A 23,472-nucleotide genomic window follows, 5' to 3' on the forward strand; every position below is an offset into this window, starting at 1 on the left:
GTGTCGGGCGAACTCCGGCGCGACCAGGAGCACCTGGCCGACCGCGCGGTGGCCGCCCAGCACCGCGGGCCCGTCCCATCCGCCGGGGGCGCGGGGGCCGCAGGCCAGGTCCTGGTCGAGCAGGAGCCGCCCGCCCACCCGCAGGGTCAGCCGCGAGGCGAGTGTGCCGGGCGGCTCGCCGTGGCGGCCGAGCACCAGTTCCTCCCGGAACACCAGCCGGCCGCCCGTCGCGACCTCGGCCCGGGTGAGGACCCGCAGGTCGCTGCCGCGCACCGCGATCAAGGGCTCGGGCTCCCAGCGCAGCGAGCCGCCCGCGCCGACCCGCAGCCGGGTCTCGTACCGGGCGCGGTCCTCGCCCTGACCGGGCAGGGCGAGGGTCGCGGCGGCCGAACCGACCCGCAACCGGGCTCCCTCGGCGACCTCCCCCTCCAGCAGGAACCGGTCGCCGCCGAGCGGTCCGCTCATCGCGCCGACCACGGTCACCCGCGCCTCGTCGCCCGTGCCCCGGGTCCGCCGCAGGGCGAGGGGGCCGTCCCCGGCCAGCACCGGCAGCGCGGTGCCGCCGCGTCCGTCGGGCCGCGCCGTGATCCGCGCGTGCGCCCGCACCCCGGCGCCGGGGTGCGGGTCCGTGGTCAGGCCCGCCACGCGACCAGCCGCTCCCGCACCCACGCGGCGACCTCCGCGACCCCGGCCTCGCCGCGCAACGACTGCAGGACGACCGGCAGTTCGGCGCGCTGCGCCTCGGCGTCTGCGGCCATCCGGGACAGATCGGCGCCGACGTGGGGCGCCAGGTCGGTCTTGTTGACGACCAGCAGGTCGGCGGTGGTGACGCCGGGACCGCCCTTGCGCGGGATGTCGTCGCCGCCCGCCACGTCGATCACGAAGATCTGGGCGTCCACCAGGCCCCGGGAGAAGGTGGCGGTCAGGTTGTCGCCGCCGGACTCGACCAGGATCAGGTCGAGCGGCCCGTTGCGCTCCTCCAGTTCCTCCACCGCCTCCAGGTTGGCGGAGATGTCGTCACGGATCGCGGTGTGCGGGCACGCCCCGGTCTCGACGGCGGTGATGCGCTCCGGCGGGAGCACCGCCTCGCGCAGCAGGAACTCGGCGTCCTCGCGGGTGTATATGTCGTTGGTGACGACGGCCAGCGACAGCTCCCCCCGCAGCTCCCGGCAGAGCGCGGCCACCGTCGCGGTCTTCCCCGAGCCGACCGGACCGCCGAGCCCGAGTCTCAGCGCGCGGCGCGTCCCGTCGGGGCGGTGGGCGGCGGCGCCGGATCCCCCGAGGCCGTCGTGGTGGCGGTGCAGGTGCATGGGCGGGCTCCTTGGTGAGGGCGGGCTTCGCAGGCAGGCGGCGAAAAGGACGACGCCGAGGAGGACGGCGGCCAGGAGAACGGTGGCGAGGAGGACGGCGGGCGTGGCGGCAGGAGGAACCCGGCTCGCGTGGCGTCAGGTGGAACCCGGCTCGCGTGGCGTCAGGAGGCGAACAGGCGGCTCCCCCGCACGGCGTGAACCTCGGCCGCGATCTCCAGCAGCGGCGCCGAGGCGGCGGGGAGCGCGTCCACCCCGTCGGTGAGCGCCTCGCGGGCCGCCCGCACCGCGTGGCCGGCGACCCGGTCGGTCTCGGGAGCGAGCCGGGCGAGCACCCCGGTGGCGTCGAACGGGTCCAGGCTGAGCAGCCGGACCGTCGCTGTGGCGGGTCCGCCCACGCTCTCGTAGGCGGCGCAGTACGCGGCGTCCTGCGGCCCGAGCCCGGCCGCGCGGGCGACGGCGCCGAGCACCACCGGCTGGTGCGCGCCTCGGGGGAACTCCGCCGCCAGGGCGTCCAGTTCGGGGCACGGCCAGGTCGCCCGGCCGGCCCGCAGCAGCTGCCGTCCGAGCCGGCGGGCGGTGTCGCGCAGCGCGGGGGACGGGGTGCGCGCGTCGGCGGCCTCGTCCAGCTCCGCCGGCTCGGCGCCGAGGGCCGCCGCCGCGGCCAGGGAGGCCGCGACCAGGCCCGTGGTGTGCAGCCGGCCCCGGCAGAAGGCCTCCAGCGAGGCGGCATCGGTGATCCGGCCCGCGCGGACGGCGGCCTCCGCACCGCCGGAGTGCGCGTGGCCTCCGGCCGGGAAGCGTCCGTCGGCCAGCAGGAGCAGCGCGGCGCGGTTCATCTGCGGCCCCGTGCTCAGAAGAGGAAGTACCGCTGGGCCATGGGCAGTTCGGCGGCGGGCGTCGCCTCGACCAGCTCTCCGTCGATGTGCACGGAGAAGCTGTCGGGGTCGATCCGCACGTCCGGCAGGGCGTCGTTGACCCGCATGTCGGCCTTGGTGACCTGCCGCGTGGAGTCGATCACCGCCCACCGCTTGCCCAGGCCGAGCCGTTCCGGCAGGCCGTCCTCGATCGCCGCCGGGGCCACGAAGTTGACCGAGTTGGCGGCCGGGGCGCGGCCGAGCGCCCCGAACATCGGGCGGGGCAGCACCGGTTGCGGCGTGGGGATGGAGGCGTTGGCGTCGCCCATCTGCGCGTAGGCGATCTGGCCGCCCTTGAGGACCAGGTGAGGCTTGACGCCGAAGAACGCGGGTTCCCACAGCACGAGGTCGGCGAGTTTGCCGCGCTCCACCGAGCCGATCTCGGCCGCCATGCCCTGGGCGACGGCCGGGTTGATCGTGTACTTGGCGACGTAGCGGCGGGCGCGCAGGTTGTCGGCCCGGCCGTCGCCGGGCAGCGGGCCGCGCCGGCGCTTCATGACGTGGGCGGTCTGCCAGGTCCGCAGGACCACCTCGCCGACCCTGCCCATGGCCTGGGAGTCGGAGGAGATGATCGAGATGGCGCCCAGGTCGTGCAGGACGTCCTCGGCGCCGATGGTGGAGGGGCGGATCCGCGACTCGGCGAAGGCGAGGTCCTCGGGGACGGCCGGGTTGAGGTGGTGGCAGACCATCAGCATGTCGAGGTGTTCCTCGGTGGTGTTGACGGTGAAGGGCCGGGTCGGGTTGGTGGAGCTGGGCAGCACGTTGGGGTGCGACACCACGGTCATGATGTCGGGGGCGTGGCCGCCGCCCGCGCCCTCGGCGTGGTAGGCGTGGATGCCGCGTCCGGCGATCGCGGCGAGGGTGTCGCCGACGAAGCCGGCCTCGTTGAGGGTGTCGGTGTGCAGCGCGACCTGGACGCCCGTGCGGTCCGCCGCGGTGAGGGCCGCGTCGATCGCGGCGGGGGTCGATCCCCAGTCCTCGTGCAGCTTGAGGCCGACGGCGCCGCCGCGGATCTGGGAGAGCAGCGCCTCCTGGGAGACGGTGTTCCCCTTGCCGAGCAGGCCGATGTTGAGCGGGTAGGCCTCCATCGCCTCCAGCATCCGGGCCAGGTGCCACGGCCCGGGGGTGACGGTGGTGGCCTTGGAGCCCTCGGCCGGCCCGGTGCCGCCGCCGACGAGGGTGGTGACGCCGGAGGCGAGTGCCTCGTCGGCGATCTGCGGGCAGATGAAGTGGACGTGCGCGTCGACGGCTCCGGCGGTGAGGATCCGGCCGTTGCCTGCGACGATCTCCGTCTCGGGGCCGATCACCAGGTCGGGGTGGACGCCGTCCATGGTGTCCGGGTTGCCGGCCTTGCCGAGGGCGGTGATCCGGCCGTCCCTGATGCCGACGTCCGCCTTGACGATCCCCCAGTGGTCGAGGACCACCGCGCCGGTGATCACGGTGTCGGGGGCGCCCTCGGCGCGGGTGGCGCGGGACTGCCCCATGGACTCGCGGATCACCTTCCCGCCGCCGAAGACCGCCTCGTCCCCGGCGCGGCCGGGGCCGCCGCAGCGGTCCTCCTCGATCTCCACCAGCAGGTCGGTGTCGGCGAGCCGGATGCGGTCGCCGGTGGTGGGGCCGAACAGGTCGGCGTAGGCGGCGCGTGACATGCGCCGGCCCGGGGTCGTCTCAGGCATCGAGCGGACCTCCGGTCTCCCCGCGCAGGCCGGGCACCACCCGGTGTCCGGCCAGCGGCACCAGCTCGACCTCGACGGGGATGCCCGGCTCGAACCGCACGGCGGTTCCGGCGGCCACGTTCAGGCGGCGGCCCCGCGCGGCCGCGCGGTCGAACTCCAGGCCCGGGTTGGCCTCGGCGAAGTGGTAGTGGGAGCCGACCTGCACGGGGCGGTCGGCCACGTTCAGCACGGTGGCGCGGGTGACTTCGCGACCTTCGTTGAGGATCACGGGCGCGTCCTCGAGGACGAACTCTCCGGGTATCACTGCGGCCCCTCTTCGTCAGACGATCGGGTCGTGGACGGTGACCAGCTTGGTGCCGTCCGGGAAGGTCGCCTCGACCTGGACGTCGGGGATCATCTCGGGGACGCCCTCCATGACGTCGTCCCGGGTGAGCACGGTGCGGCCGGAGCGCATCAGTTCGGCGACGGTGCGGCCGTCGCGGGCGCCTTCCAGCACGTGGGAGGCGATCAGCGCGACCGCCTCCGGGTGGTTGAGCCGCAGCCCGCGCGCCCTGCGCCGTTCGGCGACGTCGGCCGCCACGTGGATGAGCAGCCTCTCCTGTTCGTGCGGAGTCAGTCGCACGGCGTCCCCCTCGGCAGTGGCCCGTTGGCGTGCCCGGAGGCTAGCGGCGGTGCGTTTCGGCGGCGTTAACGGCGCCGCTGCCGGGAGGGCGCGGCGCGCGGCCGCCGCGCGGCGGCGCGTACACCGCGTGCCCCCGGTCGTGGCCCCGCCGCCACCCCGGCGCGCCGCCTCCCAAACGCACCAGACGAAGTACCGTCGTTCGGCGTAGACGCTGGTCCTTCCGACGGACCCCACGATTTGCCCCGTGCGCCTGGACGCCGGCGCCGGCCGGCCGTGGTGCCGCAGGTGAGAGCCTCGTAAGAAATGGTTACCAGGGGATACAGGCCACTTTGTCCACCCGAACAGCCCAATGGTGACGAAGTCCACAACACGCCCTCCAGAGATGATCCCGGGCCCCGAGTACGTGAAGATCCTCCCGACGACAAGCCCCCGCCACCGCGGCGGGGCGGCCCGGGCGGACGCCGAATCCTGCCGCCGGCCGGGCGACGGGTCGACAGGAGTGGATCGGCAGGAGTGGAGGACCCGAGCACGACGGGCCGCCGGAACTGGTTCCGCGCGGTCCTTGGGGTGAAGCCGCCTTCGGGCGGCCGGGCTACTTCGCGGCCCGAATCCGACAGGTCATCCTTCACAGGCGGCTGTCGAAGGGTTGTGCATGACCGTGCCCAATCGAGTCCCGTCCCTGCTGACCCGGGCCGGAACAGCCTCGGTCCTGACCTTCGCCGCGTTCGGAGGCGGCGTCGCCGCTCCCGGCCTGGCGGCCGAGGCGCAGGCGGCCACCCTGGGCTCCAAGGCCCTGAAGGTGGCGGCCTCCAAGAAGGGAGCCCCCTACCGGTACGGCGCCACCGGGCCCTACGCGTTCGACTGCTCGGGACTGACGCTGTACTCGTTCAAGAAGGCCGGCAAGACCCTGCCCCGCACCGCGGCGCAGCAGTACAACCGGTCCACCCACGTCTCTGCGTCCCGGCGCAAACCGGGGGACCTGGTCTTCTTCCACTCGGGCTCGTACGTCTACCACGTGGGCATCTACGCCGGCTCGGGCAAGTTGTGGCACGCGCCCAAGACCGGGGACGTGGTGCGCCTGCAGAAGATCTGGACCAGGAGCGTCTGGTACGGGCGGGTGCGCTGACCCGCCGCCCCCGGACGCACGCCGCTCCGGCCCGCCGGCACCGCCGTCGGCGCCGGGGCGGTTTTTCCGTCGCCCGGCACATCATGCGACGCCGCCCCAGGGGTACTCGTCTCGGGGTCGAGGCCCTCACCCGCGGGCCGCTTTGCCCGTCCTTTACCCTGGGGGTGCCACCGATCACGGTGATCCTGACCTTCTCTCGAAAGGTGCGTGAGCGTCCGCCCATGGGCGAGCCTCCCAGTAGCAGCTCCGGCTGCGCCTTTTCCGCACGATCCCCCCTCCCCGGCGACCACAGGGGGGCGACCCCATGACCGAGGTCCTCCTCCTGCTCCTCGCGGTCCTGCTCTCGCTGGCCTGCGGAGCCTTCGTGGCGGCGGAGTTCTCCCTGACCACGGTCGAGCGCGCCGAACTGGAGCGGGCCGACCAGAAGGGCGACCGGGGCGCGGCGAGCGCCCTGAAGGCCGTGCGCAACCTGACCTTCCAGCTCTCCGGCGCGCAGCTGGGCATCACGGTCACCAACCTGGTGGTCGGCATGCTCGCCGAGCCGTCGATCGCCGCCCTCATCTCGGGGCCGCTGGGCGCGCTGGGCCTGTCCGAGAGCGCCTCGCGCTCGGTGGCCCTGGTCCTGGGCACCGCCCTGTCGACGGTCTTCCTGATGGTCGTCGGCGAGCTGGTCCCGAAGAACTGGGCGATCTCCAACCCGATGGGCGTGGCCCGCAAGGTGGCGACGCCGCAGCGCGTGTTCAGCTCGGTCTTCGGCCCGTTCATCACCCACCTGAACAACACCGCCAACCGGGTGGTGCGCCGGATGGGCCTCGAGCCCGCCGAGGAGCTCGCCTCCGCGCGTGGCCCGCAGGAGCTGGCCGCCCTGGCGCGCCACTCCGCGAAGCAGGGCGCCCTGGAGATGGACACCGCGGAACTGTTCGTCCGCACGCTGAACCTGGCGGAGCTGACCGCGGAGAACGTGATGACCCCGCGCGTCCAGGTGGTCGCCCTGGAGGCCCAGGCGACCTGCGAGGACGTCGCCAACGCGACGCGGGCCACCGGACTGTCCCGCTTCCCGGTGTACCGGGGCAACCTGGACCAGGTGGTGGGCACCGTCCACATCAAGGACGTCATCGCGCTGCCCGCCGAGCGGCGGTCCCGGGTGCACGTCTCGGAGCTGCTGCGCGAGCCGCTGCTGGTGCCCGAGTCCCTGACCGTGGAGCGGCTGCTCGACCGGCTGTCCGGCGGGCGCACCATGGCCGTGGTGATCGACGAGTACGGCGGCACCGCCGGTGTGGTGACGCTGGAGGACATCGTCGAGGAGGTCGTGGGCGAGGTCCACGACGAGCACGACCCGTTCGAGACGCCCGACCTGGCGCCCGCCGGGACGGACCCCGACGGCCGCGCGGTCTACGACGCCGACGGCGCCGCCCGCACCGACCAGCTCGCCCGGATCGGGCTGCGCGCCCCGGACGGCCCCTACGAGACGCTGGCCGGGCTGGTCGCCACCGCCCTGGGCCGGATACCTGCCGTCGGGGACGTCGTGGAGATCGAGGGCTGGCGGGCCGAGGTGCTGGACGCCTCCGGCCACCGGGCCGCCCGCGTGCTGCTGACCGCCCCGCCGGCCGACGCCGGTTCCAAGGGCGCCGGCGCCGACGCGGACACCGAGTCCGGCCGGAACGCCGGGAAGGGACAGGGAGCGACCCGATGACCGCCGTACAACTGCTGATCGGTCTGGCGACCCTGGTCCTGAACGCCTTCTTCGTCGGCGCCGAGTTCGCCATGATCTCGGTCCGGCGCAGCCAGATCGAGCCGCACGCCGAGGAGGGCGACCGCCGCGCCGTGCGGGTCATCTGGGGTCTGGAGCACGTCTCCGCCCTGATGGCCGCGGCCCAGCTGGGCATCACGCTGTCCACCCTGGTCCTCGGCGTGGTCGCCGAGCCGGCCATCGCGCACCTGCTGGAGCCGCTGTTCCACGCGGTGGGCGTGCCGTCCGGAGCGGGCCACGCGGTCTCCTTCGTGATCGCGCTGACCGCGGCGACGTACCTGCACATGCTGCTCGGCGAGATGGTGCCGAAGAACGTCGCGCTGGCCGAGCCGGTGCGCACGGCGCTGCTGCTCGGGCCGCCGCTGGTCGCCGTCTCCAGGGCGCTGCGGCCGGTGATCTTCACCGTCAACGCCTTCGCCAACGCCCTGCTGAAGCTGCTCAAGGTGGAGCCGAAGGACGAGGTCACCGCCTCCTTCTCGGACGCCGAGCTGGCGCAGATGGTCAAGGACTCCGGGGAGGCCGGCCTGATCGACGACCGGGCGCGGGAGCGTCTGAACGACGCGCTGGAGCTCGGCCGCCGGCCGGTGGGCGAGGTCCTGCTGCCGCTGGAGAAGGTGCGGTACGTGTCGCTGGGCGTCACCCCCGTCCAGCTGGAGGCGCTCTCCGCGGAGACCAAGTTCTCCCGCTTCCCGGTCGTCGACGACGAGCGCCGCATCATCGGCTACCTCCACGTCAAGGACGCCTTGGACGCGATGCCGCGGGACCTGCCCTTCCGGGTCCAGCACATGCGCCCGATCGCCCGGGTGCGGGAGAACACGCCGCTGGACGACGTGCTCACCGCGCTGCGCGGCAGCCGCACGCACCTGGCCGCCGTGCTCGGCTCGGACGGCCGCCTCACGGGGCTGGTGACCATGGAGGACGTGCTGCGCGAGCTGTTCGGCCAGCCCGCCGCCTGAGCCGTCGGCCGCCGTCCCGGTCGGTCGCCCCCGGTGGTACCGGGGGCGACCGACCGACTGGTATGCGGCGGGGATACGATCTGCCTCGCCATGCAGACGCAGAAGAATCCCGCGGACACCGCCCCCACGTACTCCAGCCTGGTCGCCCTGGGCGACTCCTTCACCGAGGGCATGTCGGACCTGATGCCCGACGGCACCTACCGCGGCTGGGCAGACCTCCTCGCGGCCCGGATGGCCGCCCGCGCGCCCGGCTTCCGCTACGCCAACCTGGCGATCCGCGGCAAGCTGATCGGCCAGATCCTCGACGAGCAGGTCGGCCCGGCGGCCGAGATGGGCGCCGACGTGATCACGCTGGTGGGCGGCCTCAACGACGCGATGCGGCCCAACTGCGACCTCAAGCGGGTCACCGGGATGCTCGAGGAGGCCGCCGAGCGGCTGGCCCCGGCCTGCAAGCAGCTGGTGCTGATGCGCAGCCCGGGGCGGCAGGGGCCGGTCATGGAGCGGTTCCGTCCCCGCATGGAGGCCATCTTCGAGACCCTCGACTCGCTGGCCTCGCGGCACGGCGCGGTGCTGATCGACCTCTACGGGGCGCCGTCGCTGGGCGACCCCCGGGTGTGGGACGTGGACCGGATCCACCTCAACCAGGAGGGTCACCGGCGGGTCGCCGAGGCGGTCTGGCAGGGGCTCGGGTACGACCCGGAGGACCACGAGTGGCACGTGCCGATGGCCGCCACTCCCCCGGACCCCTGGCTGCTGCGCCGCGTCGCCGACGCCCGGTTCGCGCGCGTCCATCTCCTCCCCTGGATAGCCCGCCGCCTCACCGGCCGCTCCTCCGGCGACGGCCTCCTCCCCAAGCGGGCGGACCTGCTGCCCTACGAGTGAGGTCGCGGCCCGGGCACCGGTGTGACGCCGGGCCGATGTGAGGCGGGTCCGGTGTGACGCGGGAGCACGACGGGTACGTTCGTCCCCGGCACGGAGCACCTCCGTGCCGGCGCGGAGGGGAGCGGTATGAGGACCCGTCGGCTGGGGCGCAGCACCGTCGAGGTGACCGAACTCGGGTTCGGGACCGGGCCCCTGGGCGGCCTGTACGAGCCGCTGGACGACGCGACGGCGGCGGGCGCGCTGTCCGCCGCCTGGGACGCGGGAATCCGCTTCTTCGACACCGCGCCGCACTACGGCATCGGCCTCGCCGAGCGGCGGCTGGCCGGCTTCCTGCGCGAACGGCCCCGGGACGAGCTCACCCTGTCGACCAAGGTCGGCCGGCTCCTGGTGCCCCAGGACCCGGCCGGGCGGACGGACGAGAGCTTCGAGGTGCCGGCCACGCACCGCAGGGAGTGGGACTTCTCCCGCGACGGCGTGCTGCGCTCCGTGGAGGAGTCGCTGGCCCGGACGGGCGCCGACCGGGTCGACGTGCTCCTCCTGCACGACGCGGAGCACCACTTCGAGGACGCCCTGCGCACCGGCCTGCCCGCGCTGGCCGAGCTGCGGGCCCAGGGCGTGGTGGGCGCCGTCGGGGCCGGGATGCACGACACCGCCCTGCTCACCCGGCTGGTGCGGGAGCACGACGTCGACGTGGTGATGCTGTCCGGGCGCTGGACCCTGCTCGACCAGCGTGCGGCGCACGAACTGCTGCCCGCCTGCGCCGAACGCGGGGTCTCGCTGCTCGCCGCCTCGGTGTTCAACTCCGGGCTGCTCTCGACCCCTCGCCCCTCCCCGAACGCGTTCTTCGACTACGCCGCCGCCTCCCCGGAGGTCGTCCGCCGCGCGCGGCGGATCGCCGACGTCTGCGCCTCGCACGGGGTGACCCTGCCGGAGGCGGCGCTGGCCTTTCCGCTGCGGCACCCGGCGGTGGCGGGCGTGGTGGTCGGCATGCGGTCGGCGGCGGAGGTGCGGGACGACCTGGCCGCGTTCGGCAAGGAGGTCCCCGGGCAGCTGTGGTCCGATCTGCTCGCCGAAGGGTTGCTCGACCCGCGCGCGGCGACGTGACGGGACGTGACGAACGGCGGTCCCGTCCCGTCCGGTGGCGCCGTCCCGTCCGGTGGCGCCGGACGGGACGGGGCCGGTGATCAGAAGGGGTAGCGGGCGGTGGCGCCGCGGACGGTGACCCAGCGGGTCTCGGTGAACGCCTCGACGTTCGCCGCCGCACCGCCGAACCGGGATCCGGTGCCCGAGGCCCTGACCCCGCCGAACGGGGCCACCGCCTCGTCGTTCACCGTCTGGTCGTTGATGTGCACGATGCCGGTGGGGATGCGGTCCGCCACGGCGAGACCGTGCATGACGTCCTTGGTGACGATGCCCAGCGAGAGCCCGTACTCGCTGTCCCCGGCGATCCGCACCGCGTCCTCGACGGAGTCGACCCGCGTCACCGGGGCGACCGGCCCGAAGACCTCCTGCGCGAAGGCGGGCGCGGTCCGGGCCATGTCGGCCAGGACGGTCGGCCGGTAGAACAGCCCCTCGTAGGTGCCGCCCGCGGCCACCTTCCCCCCGTCGGCGGCGCTCGCGGTGACCAGAGCGTGGATCTTGTCCCGCTGACCGGCGTCGATGACCGGGCCGAGCGCGACGTCTCCCCCGGCCGGGTCGCCGACCGGCAGGCTCCGTGCCTTCTCGGCGAGCGCGGCGACGAAGTCGTCGTAGACGGCGCCCGCCACCAGGTGCCGTCCGGTGGTCATGCAGATCTGGCCCTGGTTGAAGAAGGAGCCCCAGGCGGCCAGGTTGACCGCGTCCTCCACGTCGGCGTCGTCGAGGACCAGCAGCGCGGAGTTGCCGCCGAGTTCGAGGTGGGCGCGCTTGAGGTGCCGGCCGGCGAGCTCGCCGATGTGCCGGCCGACGGCGGTGGAGCCGGTGAAGGAGATGACCCGTACGTGCGGGTCGACGACCAGCGCCTCGCCGACGTCCGGACCGCCCGGCAGCATCTGCAGGACGCCCGAGGGCAGGCCGGCCTCCTCGAAGATCCGGGCGATCAGCGTGCCGCCGGTGACCGCGGTGCGCGGGTCCGGCTTGAGCAGGACCGCGTTGCCGAGGGCCAGCGCGGGGGCCACCGAGCGGATCGCCAGGATGAGCGGCACGTTGAACGGCGCGATCACCGTGACCACGCCGGCCGGGACGCGGCGGGCCATGGACAGCCGCGGCTGCTCGCTCGGCAGCAGCTCGCCCAGCGGGCGGCCGGGCAGCGAGGCGGCCTCGTAGCACTCCTCGGCGGCGGTGTGCAGCGCGAACCCGGCCATGCCGGGGACGGCGCCGACCTCACGGATGTTCCAGCCGGATATCTCGTCCGCGTGCTGCTTCCACAGGTCGCCCGCCCGGCGGAGCACGGCGGCCCGCTCGGTGTAGGGCAGGGCGGCCCAGGCCTGCTGCGCCTCGGCCGCGTGGGCGGCGGCCTCGGCGACGTCCCGGGTGTCGGCCGCACCCATGCGGCCCAGCTCGGCGCCGGTGGCCGGCTCCACGACGGCGTAGTCGCCGCCGCGGCCTGCCACCCAGGCGCCGTTCTTGAAGATCTTGCCCTGCCAGTCGACAGAGTCCAGAAGTGCCACAACGATTCCTTCCGTACAGAACCACCGGTGCGGGGCGCGGGTCCGGGACGTGGGGGTCACGGTGCTGATGCGCGTGCGGGTGAGGGTGCGGGTGCGGGTGCGGGTGCGGGCAACGACGTCGTGCGGCGCATCGTGCTGCGGGACGCGGACTGCGTCAACGAGCAGTTCCACCTACAGGAACCACGTTCCGGATAGGCTGAACGCCATGACCGCAGCCCCGCAGCCGGCGGCGTCCTCCGGCACCGGCGCCCAGGCCCTCGAGCGGGGCCTGGCGATCCTGACCGCGCTCGCCGACGGGCGCCGGCCCCTCGGACTGGTCGAACTGGCCGACGCGACAGGGCTGAGCAAGAGCACCTGCCACCGCTACGTGGCGAGCCTGGTGGCCCTGCGCTACCTGGAGCAGGAGGACGACGGCCGCAAGTACCTGCTGGGTCCCGCGGCGATGCACCTCGGCATGGCGGCGGTGGGGACCCTGGACGTCGCACGGGTGGGAGCCCGGAGCGTGCAGGCCCTGGCCGACGAGACCAACCACACCGTCAGCCTGACCGTCCTGGACGGCGCGGACATCGTCTACGTGGACCGCCGCCGGCCGAGCCGGGCCGGCTTCCGCATCGAGCTGAACGTCCAGATCGGCACCCGGCTGCCCGCCTACTGCACGTCGATGGGCAAGGTGCTGCTGGCCCACCGCGATCCCTCGTCCGTGCGCGCCGTGCTGGACCGGATCGACCTGGCGCGCCGCGGGCCGCGGACCATCACGGCGCGCGAGGAACTGGTCTCGGCGCTGGCGGAGATCCGGCGGACCGGCCTGGCCCTCAACGACCAGGAGCTCACGGCCGGGTTGCGGTCGGTCGCCGTGCCGGTGCGCGACCGCCACGGGAACGTCTGCGCGGCCCTGGGCGTGGCCGTCCACCTGAGCGCGTGGAACGCCACGGCCGAGGCCGTCGTGGCCCGCCTGGAGGGGCCGCTGCGCCACACCGCGCAGGAGATCTCCCGGCGGATGGGCCACCTCGAGTGACGCCGGGACCCGCAGGGCGGGATGGAGTTCCGGCCCATGGAACCCCGTAAGGTGACCACCGGCCGGAGGTCGTCCGATCCTCCGGTCATGACGTCCGGCGTCCCGGCCCCGGGTGAGGAGCGACAGTGATGACCCCGGCCCCCTTTGTCCGTCAGCACATCGCCGGCGCATGGGTCGACTCACGCAACGGGCGCACCTACGAGAGCCTCGACCCCTGGTCCGGCGAGGTGGTGGCGGTCGTCGCCGCCGGCGACCAGGACGACGCGCGGGACGCGATCGAGGCGGCCGACCGGGCGTTCGCCGGCTGGTCACGGGCCCTGCCCCACGAACGTCAGTCGGTCCTGCTGCGCGCGGCGGACGTCGTGGAGCGGCGGCGCGCGGAGATCCTCGCCCTGCTGGCCCGGGAGACGGGTTGCACCCGCCACTTCGGCGACGTCCAGCTCGACTTCGCGCTGTCCCTGCTGCGGCAGTCCGCGGCGCTGCCGTACGCCGCGGACGGGCAGCTGATCCCGTCCGACCGGCCGGGCACGCGGTCGATGGCGATCCGCCGGCCGGTGGGGGTGGTCGGCGCGATCGCCCCGTGGAACGCGGCCCTGGCGCTGACCGGCCGCGCGATCGTCGGGCCACTGGCGCTCGGCAACACGGTGGTGCTCAAGCCGTCCCAGGAGGCGCCCGCGTGCGGGGCCCTGTGGGCGGAGATCTTCGCGGAGGCCGGACTGCCGCCGGGCGTGCTGAACGTGGTGACGCACGCCCCGGGCGATGCCTCGCTGATCGGTGACGAGCTGATCGCGAACCCGCTCGTGCGGCGGCTGAGTTTCACCGGCTCCACCGCCACCGGTCGGCGGCTGGCGGAGGCGGCGGGCCGGCACCTCAAGCGGATCCTGCTCCAGCTCGGCGGGCAGAACCCCATGATCGTCCTCGACGGGGTGGACCTCGACCACGCGGCCGCGGCGACCGCCTACGGCGCCTTCGTCCACCAGGGCCAGGTCTGCATGGGCGCCCGGCGGATCTTCGTCGAGCGCCCGATCGCCGACGCCTTCCTGGAGCGTCTCGCCGCCAAGGTGTCCTCCCTGCCGATGGGCAGCCCGCTGGACCCCGCGACGGTGATCGGGCCGGTGATCAACCAGTGGGCGCTGTCGACGATCGGCCGCCGGGTCGAGGAGGCCGTGGCGGCCGGCGCGCGGATCGTGGCGGGCGGAAGGGCCGCGCCGCCCTGCTATCCGGCGACGGTGCTGACCGACGTGCCCGAGGACATCGAGCTGGCCCTGGACGAGACCTTCGGCCCGGTGGTGGTCGTCACCGTGGTGGAGGACCGCGACGAGGCCGTCGCCCGGGCCAACGCCTCCGGTTTCGGCCTGGCCGCGGCCGTCCTGGCGGCGGACTCCGTGCAGGGCCTCGAGGTCGCCCGCCGGATCGACGCCGGCATCGTCCACGTGAACGACCAGCCGGTGAACGACGAGCCGCAGATGCCGTTCGGCGGTACCCGCGACAGCGGCTGGGGCCGGTTCGGCGTCGGTTTCGTGGCCGAGGACTTCACCGAGCTGCAGTGGGTCACCACCCGGGACACACCCCGCGCCTACCCCTTCTGAGGCAGCCGTCGCCGGATCCCGGGGCGCCCGCCCCGCGGACCGTGCGGCCCTTGGCGTTTCCTACGAACAGGCCCGCGGCGTCGACCTGCAGGAACGAACAGTAGAATCCGGTTACGTGACTTCTCCCGCCAAGCCCCGCATTCCGAACGTCCTCGCCGGACGCTACGCCTCCGCCGAGCTCGCCACGCTCTGGTCGCCCGAGGAGAAGGTGAAGCTCGAGCGCAGGCTCTGGCTCGCCGTGCTCCGGGCGCAGAAGGACCTCGGGATCGAGGTGCCGGAGGCCGCCCTCGCCGACTACGAGCGCGTGCTCGACCAGGTCGACCTGGCCTCCGTCGCCGAGCGCGAGAAGGTCACCCGTCACGACGTGAAGGCCCGGATCGAGGAGTTCAACGACCTCGCCGGCCACGAGCAGGTCCACAAGGGCATGACGTCCCGCGACCTGACCGAGAACGTCGAGCAGCTGCAGATCCGCCTCTCCCTCGAGCTGGTCCGCGACCGCGTGGTGGCCGTGCTGGCCCGCCTGGGCCGTCTGTCCGCCGAGTACGGCGAGCTCGTGATGGCCGGCCGGTCCCACAACGTGGCCGCCCAGGCCACCACCCTCGGCAAGCGCTTCGCCACCGCCACGGACGAGCTGCTGGTGGCGTACCACCGCGTCGAGGAGCTGCTGGGCCGCTACCCGCTGCGCGGCATCAAGGGCCCCGTCGGCACCTCTCAGGACATGCTGGACCTGCTCGGTGGCGACGCCGGCAAGCTCGCCCAGCTCGAGGACCGCATCGCCGCGCACCTCGGCTTCGGCCAGGCCTTCACCTCGGTGGGCCAGGTCTACCCGCGCTCCCTGGACTACGAGGTCGTCACCGCCCTCGTGCAGCTGGCCGCCGCGCCGTCCTCGCTGGCCAAGACGATCCGCCTGATGGCCGGCCACGAACTGGTGACCGAGGGCTTCAAGCCGGGGCAGGTCGGCTCGTCCGCGATGCCGCACAAGATGAACACCCGCTCCTGCGAGCGCGTCAACGGCCTGATGGTGATCCTGCGCGGCTACGCCTCGATGACCGGCGAGCTGGCCGGCGACCAGTGGAACGAGGGCGACGTCTCCTGCTCCGTGGTGCGCCGCGTCGCGCTGCCGGACGCGTTCTTCGCGCTGGACGGCCTGCTGGAGACCTTCCTGACCGTCCTCGACGAGTTCGGCGCCTTCCCCGCCGTGGTCGCCCGCGAGCTGGACCGCTACCTGCCGTTCCTGGCCACCACCAAGGTGCTGATGGCCTCGGTGCGGGCCGGCGTGGGCCGCGAGGAGGCCCACGAGGCCATCAAGGAGAACGCGGTGGCCTGCGCCCTGGCCATGCGCGAGCAGGGCGCCGAGCGCAACGAGCTGCTGGACCGGCTGGCCGCCGACGAGCGCATCCCGCTGGACCGCGCGGCGCTGGACGAGCTGATGGCGGACAAACTGTCCTTCACCGGCGCGGCCGCGGACCAGGTCGGCGTGGTCGTCGCCCGCGTCGAGGAGGTCATCGAGCAGCACCCGCAGGCCGCCGCGTACACCCCAGGGGCGATCCTCTGACCACGCCCGGCGACCACCGATGAGCCCCCGCTTCACCCGCGAGGAGCTCGAGGCCGCCCGCGACCGCATCGTCCCCGATGTGGCCGCGGGCGGCCTGCGCGTGCTGTTCTGCGGGATCAACCCCGGGCTGATGACGGCGGCCACCGGGCACCACTTCGCGCGCCCGGGCAACCGGTTCTGGCCCGTCCTGCACCGGTCCGGCTTCACGCCCCGGCAGCTCGACCCCTCCGAGCAGCGGGAGCTGCTGTCCTACGGGCTCGGCATCACCAACGTGGTGGCGCGGGCGTCCGCGCGGGCGGACGAGCTCACCGCGGAGGAGTACCTGGAGGGCGGGCGGATCCTGGAGGCCAAGACGGAGCTGCTGCGGCCGCGCTGGCTCGCGGTCCTGGGCATCACCGCCTACCGGGCCGCGTTCGGCGACCGGAAGGCGGCGGTGGGCCCGCAGGAGCGCGTCCTGCCCGGCGGCACCCGCGTCTGGGCGCTCCCCAACCCCAGCGGGCTCAACGCCCACTGGACCCTGGCGGCCATGGCCGAGGAGTACGCCCGCCTCCGTGAGGCCGCCGAGGAGCCGCCCCGCCGGTGAACCGGCCCGGGCATGTCTCGGTGCCGGTGAGCGGCTACACCACCGGGTCCGTGAGGACGCGCTCGAGAGCGGCCCGGCCGGCGGGTCCCCAGGCCGGCTTGCCACCGGGCAGGCCGCGGTCCCCGTTCTGGCCCATGAGCATGAGGAACAGGCCCTTCAGAGCGGCCAGCCCGCGGGCGCGCCGGATCGTCCCCTCGTCCGCACGCGCGTACGCGTCGAAGAAGCGCGAGACGGCGCCCGCGGGGAGGATCACCCATGCGGCGGCGAGGTCCCACGCCGGATCGCCGGCGAACAGGGCGTCGAAGTCGATCGCACCCGTGAGCGTCCCGTCGGAGACGACGACGTTCGCGGGGTGGAGGTCGCCGTGCACCCACAGGGGCGGGCCCTCCCACTCGGGTGCCGCGACGGCGTCGTCCCAGACGGCACGGATGTCGTCGGCGAGACCGGCGAGCGCGGCGGGAGCGACGGCGTGGAAGAAGTACTCGAAGCCGTCCGTGCACTTGCCGGGATGACCGCCGCGGTCCTCACTGATCGGCGCGTCCTCGGGAGCCTCCGTGTGGAGCGCGCTCAGGAAGGCGGCCAGCGTGTCGGCCGCGTCGTCGCCGCGGCTGATGGAGGAGTGGTCCAGCGGTTCGCCCGGGACCCACGTCATGACCGCCCAGGGCCTCGGGAAGCGCGGGGACGGTTCACCGATCCGGACGGGGTGGGGAACCGGAAGCGGCAGGCGGGGGCCCAGGACGGGCAGCCATCGGCACTCCTTGCGCAGGAGCGCCGAGGCGCCCTCCTGCCGCGGCATACGCACGGCCAGGTCGTCCCCGAGGCGCCACATCTGGTTGCCCCATCCGCCCGCCACTTCGCGCAGGGCCAGGCCCGCGAGGTCCGGATGCTGCTCGAGCAGCAGATCGCGCACCAGGTCCGCCGTGATCTCGAACTCGTCGTCGGTCATGCCAAGTCACCCTACGCGGGGAGGACTTCGGTGCCTCGCCCGTGATCCACGACGAACAGGAAGGCGGGCCTGATCGGCAGGTCCTGGAAGTCGCCAGGGCCCGGGCCGCCTCACATCCGGGATCTCAGGACGTCGACCTCACAACCCGGTGCGAACGGGTCGAAGCCGTGCTCGGCCAGCCAACGGACGGCCAGCAGGCTGCGCAACGACCACCATGCCTGGATCACGTCGCGGTCGATGTCGGCGCCGTAGCCGGCGAGGACGTCGTCGAGGTGCTCCTCGTGCCCCAGGGTGAAGGTGGCGAGGTCGTACAGGGCATCACCCTGGCCCGCCTCGGACCAGTCGATGACGCCCGTGACCTCGTCGCCCTCGAGGAAGACGTGCGCGATCTGCAGGTCGCCGTGCGTGAACGCCGGTGTCCACGGGCGGAGTGCGGCCTCGGCGACCTGGCGGTTGCGGGTGACCAGGTCGGCGGGCAGGACGCCGTTCGTCACGAGCGCCTCGCACTCGGCGTCGAGTTCCGCGGCCAGCGCGACGCGGCTCCGGCCGGCCCGGCCGGGCCAGGTCGGCATCGGCGCATCGTGCAGCTTCCGGATGGTGGCTCCGGCAGCGGCCCATGCCGCCGGCGACCCGGTCGAAGGGCCGCCGAGGCTCCCGAGCGTCGTGCCGCGAAGTGCCGCGACCGCGAGCACGGGCGGCTTGCGCCACAAGACCTGAGGGGTCGGGACCGGTGCCAGGGACATCGCCTCGACCTCGACGTCGACCCGTGTCCGGTCGGCGTCCACCTTCAGAAACACGTCGCCCACGCGCAGAGTCGCACGCTCCGCATGCGCCACGACGACTTCCACCTCGTCCATGGACGACCAGTGTCCCGGGGACGCCGACCGACGTCTCCGGGTTTTCGAGCCCTAGGGCGGGTCCTGCGTGGTGACCACCGCCAGGAGGGCGTGCGGGGGTTCGTGGCCGTGGCGGGACACGCCGAGGGCCAGCCAGCGGTCCCCCGCCCACCACAGGTGCACCTCCGTCAGCTCCCCGCACAGGAAGCCCCAGGGCTCGGGTATCTCCTCCCCCGCCTCGCCGGCGCGTATCAGCGCCCCCCAGAGGCCGACCTGTTGCGGCTCCCCCCACCGCGCCGACAGGCGCTGCGCGAGCGCCTCCCGCTCGTGCTCGTACTCCGCCGCCGCCTCCGCCGCCAGGCCCGGGTCGCCGGAGCAGCCGTCGGCCAGGAACTCGCCACCCAGGAGCTCCGCCGCCCGCCATCCCGGACCGCACCGGCCCAGCGCGGCGTCGCGGTCCGCGTCCACGCCCTCCTCCGGCAGGTCCGAACCGCACAGCCGTTCCACGACGGCGACATGACGTGCGATGCTCATGCGTTCCAGTAAACCCGCCGCCACCGACAACTGCCGTCGCGTCAGGCACTGCCCGGCCACGGACCCGTCCGGGTCGCAACCCGAGGTAACCGGATCCCCGCCCTCGCCGGGACGTTGAACGACGAGTAACATCCGGCCAACACCTCGCGAGCTGGGAGGACGGACCAGTGGGACGCCTGACCGGCGGTGACCCCTCGCTGCTGCGGCGGATCAACTCCGCCGTGGTGCTGCACGCGCTGCGCGCGGTCGACTTCGCCACCCTCACCGAGATCACCCGGGTCACCGGCCTGTCGCGTCCCACCGTGGAGGGTGTGGTCGAAGGGCTGATCCAGGCGGGCCTGGTGACGGAGGCGGCGGCGGACGAGAGCGCGACGCGCCGTCAGGGCCGCCCGGCGCGCCGGTTCCGGTTCCGCGCCGAGGCCGGCCACCTGCTGGGGCTGGAGATCGGCGCCCACCGGGTGACCGCGCTCCTGGCGGACCTGGACGGGCGCGTCCTGGACAGCATCACCAGCGAGGTGGCGGAAACCGCCACCGCGGACGACCGCATCGACTCCCTGCGCAGCGCCGTCAACGAACTCCTGCGCCGCGCCGGGGTCTCCGCCGGCTCGCTGCGCGCGGTCGGCGTCGGCACCCCCGGCATCGTCGAGGCGGACGGCACGGTCCGCCTGGGCACGGCGCTGCCCGAGTGGACGGGTCTGCGGCTCGGCGAGCGGCTCAGCCGTTCGTTCAGGTGCCCGGTGCTGGTGGAGAACGACGCCAACGCCGCCGCCGTGGCCGAGCACTGGAAGGGCGCGGCGGTCGATTCGGACGACGTGGTGTTCGTGCTGGCCGGCCTCAGTCCCGGGGCGGGCTCGCTGATCGGCGGGCGGCTGCACCGGGGGTTCGGCGGCGCGGCGGGCGAGATCGGCGCGCTGCACCTGCTGGGCCGTGAGGCGACGCCCGAGACCCTGCTGTCCACCGAGGGCGAGCCGCTGCGGCCGCTGGACGAGCAGGCGGTGGCCCAGGTGTTCCAGCACGCCCGTGACGGCGACGAGGGGTCCCGGGCCGCGGTCGACCGGTTCATCCGGCGGCTGGTCCACGACGTGGCGGCGCTGGTGCTGGCGATGGACCCGGAGCTGGTGGTGGTCGGCGGCTGGGCGGCGGGGCTGGACGACGTGCTGGAGCCGCTCCGCGGCGAGCTGTCCCGGTACTGCCTGCGCACACCGCGGGTGACCCTCTCCCAGCTCGGCGAGGCGGCCGTCGCCACAGGGGCGCTGCGCCTGGCCCTGGACCACGTCGAGGAGCAACTGTTCGCGGTGGACAGCACGGTGACGGCACGCCGGTGACGACACGCCGGTGACGACACGCCGGTGACCGCCCGCGGGGTTCACCCCGGGGGCGGTCACCGGGCGGAACGGTCACCCGCGTGCCGTCACCACAGGTGCGGTCACCGGATGCCGTCACCGCGGCGGGTCAGGAGACCTGCCGCTCCCTGTCGTGGACGATGCGCACGTCGCCGGCCGCGCCGAAGGTGAGCCGGCAGGTGTCGGCCCGGTAGGTGGCCACCGACACAGCCGCCGTCCGCCCCTCGGCGAAGAACCGCGTGGTGACCATCAGCACCGGCGCTCCGGGGAGCCGGTCGAGGTCCTTGGCGTCCTCGGCACGGGCGGTGCCGAGCTCCACGGCGCGGTCCTGGCCCTCCAGCGTGAGCCGCTGGAGCTCCCGCAGCACCGCGCGGGCGCGGGCGGGTCCGCCGGGCACGTCGATGGCCGTCAGCTCGGGCACGGAGCCGGCGGGCACGTGCAGGAGCTCCGCGGCGACGATCTGCCCGTGCGCCGACAGCGAGCGCCGCACCGTGTGCACCGTCTCGTCGCCGGCGACGCCCAGTGCGGCCGCCACGGCGGCGGTCGCGGCCCCGTGGGTGCAGTCGGCCGGCTGCCAGGCGTCCCCCGGCGCCCCCGGCCACAACGGCCGCTCGGTCTCGACGGCCACGCCGACGCGCGGCGGGGCGACGGTCGTGCCGACGCCGCGGCGGCGCTGCAGTCGGCCTTCCAGTTCGAGTTGTTCCAGAGCCTGGCGGAGCGTGGCCCTGGCGACACCGAAGCGGGCCGCGAGCTCCCGCTCGTTGGGCAGCACCTCGCCCACCGAGAACTCGGTGTCGAGTGCCTGGCTCAGCACGGTCCGCAGATGCCAGTACTTCGGCTCCGACACCGCTTCCAGCTGCGTGGTCCCCACCCTGTCCTCCACGGTGCGCGTGGCCGGCGACGTTTTTGACGCCCTTGTTTATTAAAGGTTGTTGAACTTTCCTGCGACCATAGGACGCCCCCCAAACCTGGTCAAGACCAATCCTGGAACCTGGGGAGAAAACGGGCAGGGAACGTCACACGTCGTTCACGAGACGTTCGTGGGCGAAGGCGGCCGGTCGAGGGTGGTCAGCCGACACCGGTGAGCCGGCCCGGGGCCGGTGCTGGGTCAGCCCTGCGACTCGACGAGCCGGCGCAGCTTCTCCGGGTTGCGCACCAGGTAGAGCGTGCGGACGAGGCCGTCGGCGACGTCCGCCTGGACCAGCGTCTCGGGCCGGCCGTCGTCCAGGACGAGGTAGGCGGGGGCGCCGTTGACCTCCAGCGGCCGGTACGACCAGGTCGTCCGCGCGTCCTTCCTGACGTTGTGGAAGAAGCGGGCCACCGCGTCCGCGGAGAACAGCTCCCGCAGCGGGGCCTGCGCCCTGCCCCCGGAGTCGGCGACCAGGCGGACGTCGGGCGCCAGGACCTCGATGAGCCGCTCCAGGTCTCCTCCGGCGGCCGCGGCGAGGAACCGTTCGGTGAGCTCGCGGCGTTCGGCGGGCTCCACGGTGTAGCGGGGGCGGCCCTCCTCCACGTGGCTGCGGGCCCGGACCGCCATCCGGCGCACCGCGGGCTCGCCGCGGTCGAGCATGGCCGCGATCTCGGCGTGCGGGAAACCGAACGCCTCGCGGAGGACGAAGACCGCCCGCTCCAGCGGCGAGAGGGTCTCCAGCACGACGAGCACGGCGAAGGAGACCGAGTCGGCGAGCTCGGCCTGCCGGGCGGCGTCCACGGGTTCGGCGCCGGGCGCACCGGGGGCGGTGGGGTAGGGCTCCGGCAGCCAGGGCCCCACGTAGGTCTCGTTGCGCGCCTTGATCTGCCGCAGCCGGTCGACGGCGAGCCGGGTGACCACCCGGGTCAGGTAGGCCCGCGGTTCGCGCACCGCCGAACGGTCCGCTCCCGCCCAGCGCAGCCATGCCTCCTGCACCACGTCCTCCGCGTCGGCCACGCGGCCCAGCATCCGGTAGGCGACGCCGGTGAGCAGGCCCCGGTGCTCCTCGAACTCGCGGGCCGCGGTCCCGGCGGCGGAGTCGGTGGTCATTGCGCCATCATGCCATCGCACGTCGGCGGCTCCAGAGCCGAGTTGGCCGACGCTGCGGCCGGGGAGGGCGTCGTCCCCTACCCGTCGGCGGCCGTTGCTGACAAGCTGTCGGCCGGTTCGACGTGCGTGCGATTCCCCCGGACGAGGAGCAGCCCATGACCGACACCGTCTCCTTCGAGGTGCCCTCCGACGGCGGCCCGAGGACCGTGACCCTGGCCTGCGAGCGGCGGGGCGCCGGCGAACCCCTCCTGCTGCTGCACGGCATCGGTCACCACCTCCAGGCCTGGGACCCGGTGAGCCGGATTCTGGCGGCGGACCGGGAGGTGATCGCCGTGGACCTGCCGGGTTTCGGGTCCTCCCCCGCGCTTCCGCAGGGGCTGGAGTACGACCTGGCGACGGTCACGACGGTGCTGGGCGGCCTGTGCGAGGCGCTGGGCGTCGGGCGGCCGCACGTGGCGGGCAATTCGCTCGGCGGGCTGCTCGCGCTGGAGATGGGCCGCCGCAGCCTCGCCCGAACGGTGACCGCGCTCTCCCCGGGCGGGTTCTGGTCGCCGGGCGAGTGGCGCTACGCCGCCTCGGTGCTGCGGGTGATGCGGGAGGGCGCGGCGCGGCTGCCGCTGCCCGTCGTCCGGCAGCTGGCCCGCTCGGCCGCCGGGCGGGCGGCGCTGACCGGCACCATCTACGCACGGCCGGGCCGTCGCGCGCCGGAGGCGGTGGTGGCCGAGACCCTGGCGCTGAAGCACGCGCCGGGCTTCGAGGCGACCCTGCGCGCGGGCGCCGGGCTCACCTTCACCGACGACCTGCCGGGGCTCCCGGTCACCGTGGCCTGGGGCGACAAGGACCGTTTGCTGCTTCCTCGTCAGGGCGTACGGGCCAAGCGGATCATTCCGCGGGCCCGGCTGGTGCGGCTGCGGGGCTGCGGGCACGTGCCGATGAACGACGACCCGGCACTGGTCGCCCGGGTGGTCCGCGACGGCAGCGGCGGCGGCGGCAGCGACATCGGCGGCGGGGCCACGGGGCGCTGAATGGCCCGGTCGGGTGACCGCGGAGCGCGTTGTTCACCTCCGGTTTCCGCGCGGGCCGCGCGGCGGGAGTAGGTGTTGCTGCGCACGGCGGCGGCCGTCGGCGCCGTGCGCCGGTCCACCGGCTCCCGCACCCCCGGCGTCC

23 protein-coding genes and 1 riboswitch are annotated in these 23,472 nt (G+C 74.2%); of the genes, 11 read left to right on the forward strand and 12 right to left on the reverse strand.

Features of this window, described 5'->3' with window-relative positions:
* From ACOV8S_RS27495 to ACOV8S_RS27520, 6 genes are all read right to left on the reverse strand, one after another.
* Positions 1-645: urease accessory protein UreD (locus ACOV8S_RS27495; protein WP_448321127.1), on the reverse strand; the 645-nt coding region annotated here is incomplete at its 3' end.
* Positions 633-1,310 carry an urease accessory protein UreG gene (gene ureG, locus ACOV8S_RS27500; RefSeq protein WP_448321128.1) on the reverse strand — a complete coding sequence of 226 codons (678 nt, stop codon included), beginning with the start codon at positions 1,308-1,310 and terminating at the stop codon, positions 633-635. The genes ACOV8S_RS27495 and ureG, both read right to left, overlap by 13 nt.
* A 161-nt stretch (positions 1,311-1,471) precedes the next feature.
* Positions 1,472-2,146 (reverse strand): urease accessory protein UreF, encoded by a 675-nt coding sequence (locus ACOV8S_RS27505; protein ID WP_448321130.1) that lies wholly within the window; start codon positions 2,144-2,146, stop codon positions 1,472-1,474.
* A 14-nt stretch (positions 2,147-2,160) separates the two neighbouring features.
* Positions 2,161-3,900: an urease subunit alpha gene (locus ACOV8S_RS27510; RefSeq protein WP_448321131.1), complete on the reverse strand. Its 1,740-nt coding sequence runs from the start codon at positions 3,898-3,900 to the stop codon at positions 2,161-2,163.
* Positions 3,893-4,204 (reverse strand): urease subunit beta, encoded by a 312-nt coding sequence (locus ACOV8S_RS27515; RefSeq protein ID WP_448321132.1) that lies wholly within the window; start codon positions 4,202-4,204, stop codon positions 3,893-3,895. Before ACOV8S_RS27515 ends, ACOV8S_RS27510 begins: the two co-directional genes overlap by 8 nt.
* 15 nt (positions 4,205-4,219) lie before the next feature.
* The gene (locus tag ACOV8S_RS27520) at positions 4,220-4,522 is read right to left on the reverse strand and encodes an urease subunit gamma (protein WP_448321134.1); all 303 of its coding nucleotides are present in this window, start codon (positions 4,520-4,522) and stop codon (positions 4,220-4,222) included.
* Between the two features lie 449 nt (positions 4,523-4,971).
* Positions 4,972-5,172: riboswitch (cyclic di-AMP (ydaO/yuaA leader) on the forward strand.
* A 2-nt stretch (positions 5,173-5,174) separates the two neighbouring features.
* Here ACOV8S_RS27520 and ACOV8S_RS27525 point away from each other — a divergent pair.
* From ACOV8S_RS27525 to ACOV8S_RS27545, 5 genes are all read left to right on the forward strand, one after another.
* Positions 5,175-5,648, forward strand: coding sequence for a C40 family peptidase (locus tag ACOV8S_RS27525; protein ID WP_351114034.1), 474 nt, complete (start codon positions 5,175-5,177; stop codon positions 5,646-5,648).
* A 304-nt stretch (positions 5,649-5,952) separates the two neighbouring features.
* Positions 5,953-7,341 carry a hemolysin family protein gene (locus ACOV8S_RS27530; RefSeq protein ID WP_448321135.1) on the forward strand — a complete coding sequence of 463 codons (1,389 nt, stop codon included), beginning with the start codon at positions 5,953-5,955 and terminating at the stop codon, positions 7,339-7,341.
* Complete coding sequence (locus ACOV8S_RS27535) at positions 7,338-8,354, forward strand: hemolysin family protein (RefSeq protein WP_448321137.1); 1,017 nt, start codon at positions 7,338-7,340, stop codon at positions 8,352-8,354. The genes ACOV8S_RS27530 and ACOV8S_RS27535 overlap by 4 nt, the downstream gene beginning before the upstream one ends.
* A 90-nt stretch (positions 8,355-8,444) precedes the next feature.
* Positions 8,445-9,236, forward strand: coding sequence for an SGNH/GDSL hydrolase family protein (locus tag ACOV8S_RS27540; protein ID WP_448321138.1), 792 nt, complete (start codon positions 8,445-8,447; stop codon positions 9,234-9,236).
* 126 nt (positions 9,237-9,362) lie between these two features.
* A complete protein-coding gene (locus ACOV8S_RS27545) occupies positions 9,363-10,340 on the forward strand; it encodes an aldo/keto reductase (RefSeq protein WP_448321139.1) in 978 nt (325 codons plus the stop codon).
* A gap of 80 nt (positions 10,341-10,420) precedes the next feature.
* On the opposite strand, the gene ACOV8S_RS27550 is transcribed toward ACOV8S_RS27545, so the two are convergent.
* Positions 10,421-11,884: a benzaldehyde dehydrogenase gene (locus ACOV8S_RS27550; protein WP_448321140.1), complete on the reverse strand. Its 1,464-nt coding sequence runs from the start codon at positions 11,882-11,884 to the stop codon at positions 10,421-10,423.
* Between the two features lie 205 nt (positions 11,885-12,089).
* On the opposite strand from ACOV8S_RS27550, the gene ACOV8S_RS27555 reads away from it, so the two are divergent.
* The 4 genes from ACOV8S_RS27555 to mug all read left to right on the forward strand — a co-directional run bounded on the left by ACOV8S_RS27555 (position 12,090) and on the right by mug (position 16,626).
* Positions 12,090-12,899 (forward strand): IclR family transcriptional regulator, encoded by an 810-nt coding sequence (locus ACOV8S_RS27555; RefSeq protein ID WP_448321142.1) that lies wholly within the window; start codon positions 12,090-12,092, stop codon positions 12,897-12,899.
* 128 nt (positions 12,900-13,027) lie between these two features.
* Positions 13,028-14,488, forward strand: a complete 1,461-nt coding sequence (locus ACOV8S_RS27560; protein WP_448321143.1) for an aldehyde dehydrogenase family protein — start codon at positions 13,028-13,030, stop codon at positions 14,486-14,488.
* A gap of 115 nt (positions 14,489-14,603) precedes the next feature.
* Entirely contained in the window at positions 14,604-16,043 is a 1,440-nt protein-coding gene (gene purB / locus ACOV8S_RS27565; protein WP_448321144.1) for an adenylosuccinate lyase, read from the forward strand.
* 19 nt (positions 16,044-16,062) lie between these two features.
* Complete coding sequence (gene mug, locus ACOV8S_RS27570) at positions 16,063-16,626, forward strand: G/U mismatch-specific DNA glycosylase (protein WP_448321145.1); 564 nt, start codon at positions 16,063-16,065, stop codon at positions 16,624-16,626.
* Positions 16,627-16,660: 34 nt separating this feature from the next.
* On the opposite strand, the gene ACOV8S_RS27575 is transcribed toward mug, so the two are convergent.
* The 3 genes from ACOV8S_RS27575 to ACOV8S_RS27585 all read right to left on the reverse strand — a co-directional run bounded on the left by ACOV8S_RS27575 (position 16,661) and on the right by ACOV8S_RS27585 (position 18,942).
* Positions 16,661-17,572 carry an aminoglycoside phosphotransferase family protein gene (locus tag ACOV8S_RS27575; protein ID WP_448321147.1) on the reverse strand — a complete coding sequence of 304 codons (912 nt, stop codon included), beginning with the start codon at positions 17,570-17,572 and terminating at the stop codon, positions 16,661-16,663.
* Positions 17,573-17,682: 110 nt separating this feature from the next.
* Complete coding sequence (locus ACOV8S_RS27580; RefSeq protein WP_448321149.1) at positions 17,683-18,429, reverse strand: phosphotransferase family protein; 747 nt, start codon at positions 18,427-18,429, stop codon at positions 17,683-17,685.
* A 51-nt stretch (positions 18,430-18,480) separates the two neighbouring features.
* Complete coding sequence (locus tag ACOV8S_RS27585) at positions 18,481-18,942, reverse strand: hypothetical protein (RefSeq protein WP_448321151.1); 462 nt, start codon at positions 18,940-18,942, stop codon at positions 18,481-18,483.
* A 167-nt stretch (positions 18,943-19,109) separates the two neighbouring features.
* Between ACOV8S_RS27585 and ACOV8S_RS27590 the strand changes: the two genes are divergently transcribed.
* On the forward strand, positions 19,110-20,267 hold the full coding sequence (locus tag ACOV8S_RS27590) for an ROK family transcriptional regulator (protein ID WP_448321152.1): 1,158 nt from the start codon (positions 19,110-19,112) through the stop codon (positions 20,265-20,267).
* Positions 20,268-20,394: 127 nt separating this feature from the next.
* Here the strand turns inward: ACOV8S_RS27590 and ACOV8S_RS27595 are convergent, their stop codons facing one another.
* The gene (locus ACOV8S_RS27595) at positions 20,395-21,156 is read right to left on the reverse strand and encodes a GntR family transcriptional regulator (RefSeq protein ID WP_448321153.1); all 762 of its coding nucleotides are present in this window, start codon (positions 21,154-21,156) and stop codon (positions 20,395-20,397) included.
* Positions 21,157-21,393: 237 nt separating this feature from the next.
* A complete protein-coding gene (gene sigJ / locus ACOV8S_RS27600; protein WP_448321155.1) occupies positions 21,394-22,305 on the reverse strand; it encodes an RNA polymerase sigma factor SigJ in 912 nt (303 codons plus the stop codon).
* A gap of 155 nt (positions 22,306-22,460) precedes the next feature.
* On the opposite strand from sigJ, the gene ACOV8S_RS27605 reads away from it, so the two are divergent.
* Positions 22,461-23,330, forward strand: a complete 870-nt coding sequence (locus ACOV8S_RS27605) for an alpha/beta fold hydrolase (protein WP_448321156.1) — start codon at positions 22,461-22,463, stop codon at positions 23,328-23,330.
* Positions 23,331-23,472: the final 142 nt, after the last annotated feature.

Source organism: Streptomyces sp. CO7, from assembly GCF_053474865.1.

Coding starts and splice junctions, on each gene's coding strand:
- ureG (WP_448321128.1), bottom strand. CDS start 1,310: ATGCACCTGCACCGCCACCACGACGGCCTCGGGGGATCCGGCGCCGCC.
- ACOV8S_RS27505 (WP_448321130.1), bottom strand. CDS start 2,146: ATGAACCGCGCCGCGCTGCTCCTGCTGGCCGACGGACGCTTCCCGGCC.
- ACOV8S_RS27510 (WP_448321131.1), bottom strand. CDS start 3,900: ATGCCTGAGACGACCCCGGGCCGGCGCATGTCACGCGCCGCCTACGCC.
- ACOV8S_RS27525 (WP_351114034.1), top strand. CDS start 5,175: ATGACCGTGCCCAATCGAGTCCCGTCCCTGCTGACCCGGGCCGGAACA.
- ACOV8S_RS27530 (WP_448321135.1), top strand. CDS start 5,953: ATGACCGAGGTCCTCCTCCTGCTCCTCGCGGTCCTGCTCTCGCTGGCC.
- ACOV8S_RS27535 (WP_448321137.1), top strand. CDS start 7,338: ATGACCGCCGTACAACTGCTGATCGGTCTGGCGACCCTGGTCCTGAAC.
- ACOV8S_RS27540 (WP_448321138.1), top strand. CDS start 8,445: ATGCAGACGCAGAAGAATCCCGCGGACACCGCCCCCACGTACTCCAGC.
- ACOV8S_RS27545 (WP_448321139.1), top strand. CDS start 9,363: ATGAGGACCCGTCGGCTGGGGCGCAGCACCGTCGAGGTGACCGAACTC.
- ACOV8S_RS27555 (WP_448321142.1), top strand. CDS start 12,090: ATGACCGCAGCCCCGCAGCCGGCGGCGTCCTCCGGCACCGGCGCCCAG.
- ACOV8S_RS27560 (WP_448321143.1), top strand. CDS start 13,028: ATGACCCCGGCCCCCTTTGTCCGTCAGCACATCGCCGGCGCATGGGTC.
- mug (WP_448321145.1), top strand. CDS start 16,063: ATGAGCCCCCGCTTCACCCGCGAGGAGCTCGAGGCCGCCCGCGACCGC.
- ACOV8S_RS27575 (WP_448321147.1), bottom strand. CDS start 17,572: ATGACCGACGACGAGTTCGAGATCACGGCGGACCTGGTGCGCGATCTG.
- ACOV8S_RS27580 (WP_448321149.1), bottom strand. CDS start 18,429: ATGGACGAGGTGGAAGTCGTCGTGGCGCATGCGGAGCGTGCGACTCTG.
- ACOV8S_RS27585 (WP_448321151.1), bottom strand. CDS start 18,942: ATGAGCATCGCACGTCATGTCGCCGTCGTGGAACGGCTGTGCGGTTCG.
- sigJ (WP_448321155.1), bottom strand. CDS start 22,305: ATGACCACCGACTCCGCCGCCGGGACCGCGGCCCGCGAGTTCGAGGAG.
- ACOV8S_RS27605 (WP_448321156.1), top strand. CDS start 22,461: ATGACCGACACCGTCTCCTTCGAGGTGCCCTCCGACGGCGGCCCGAGG.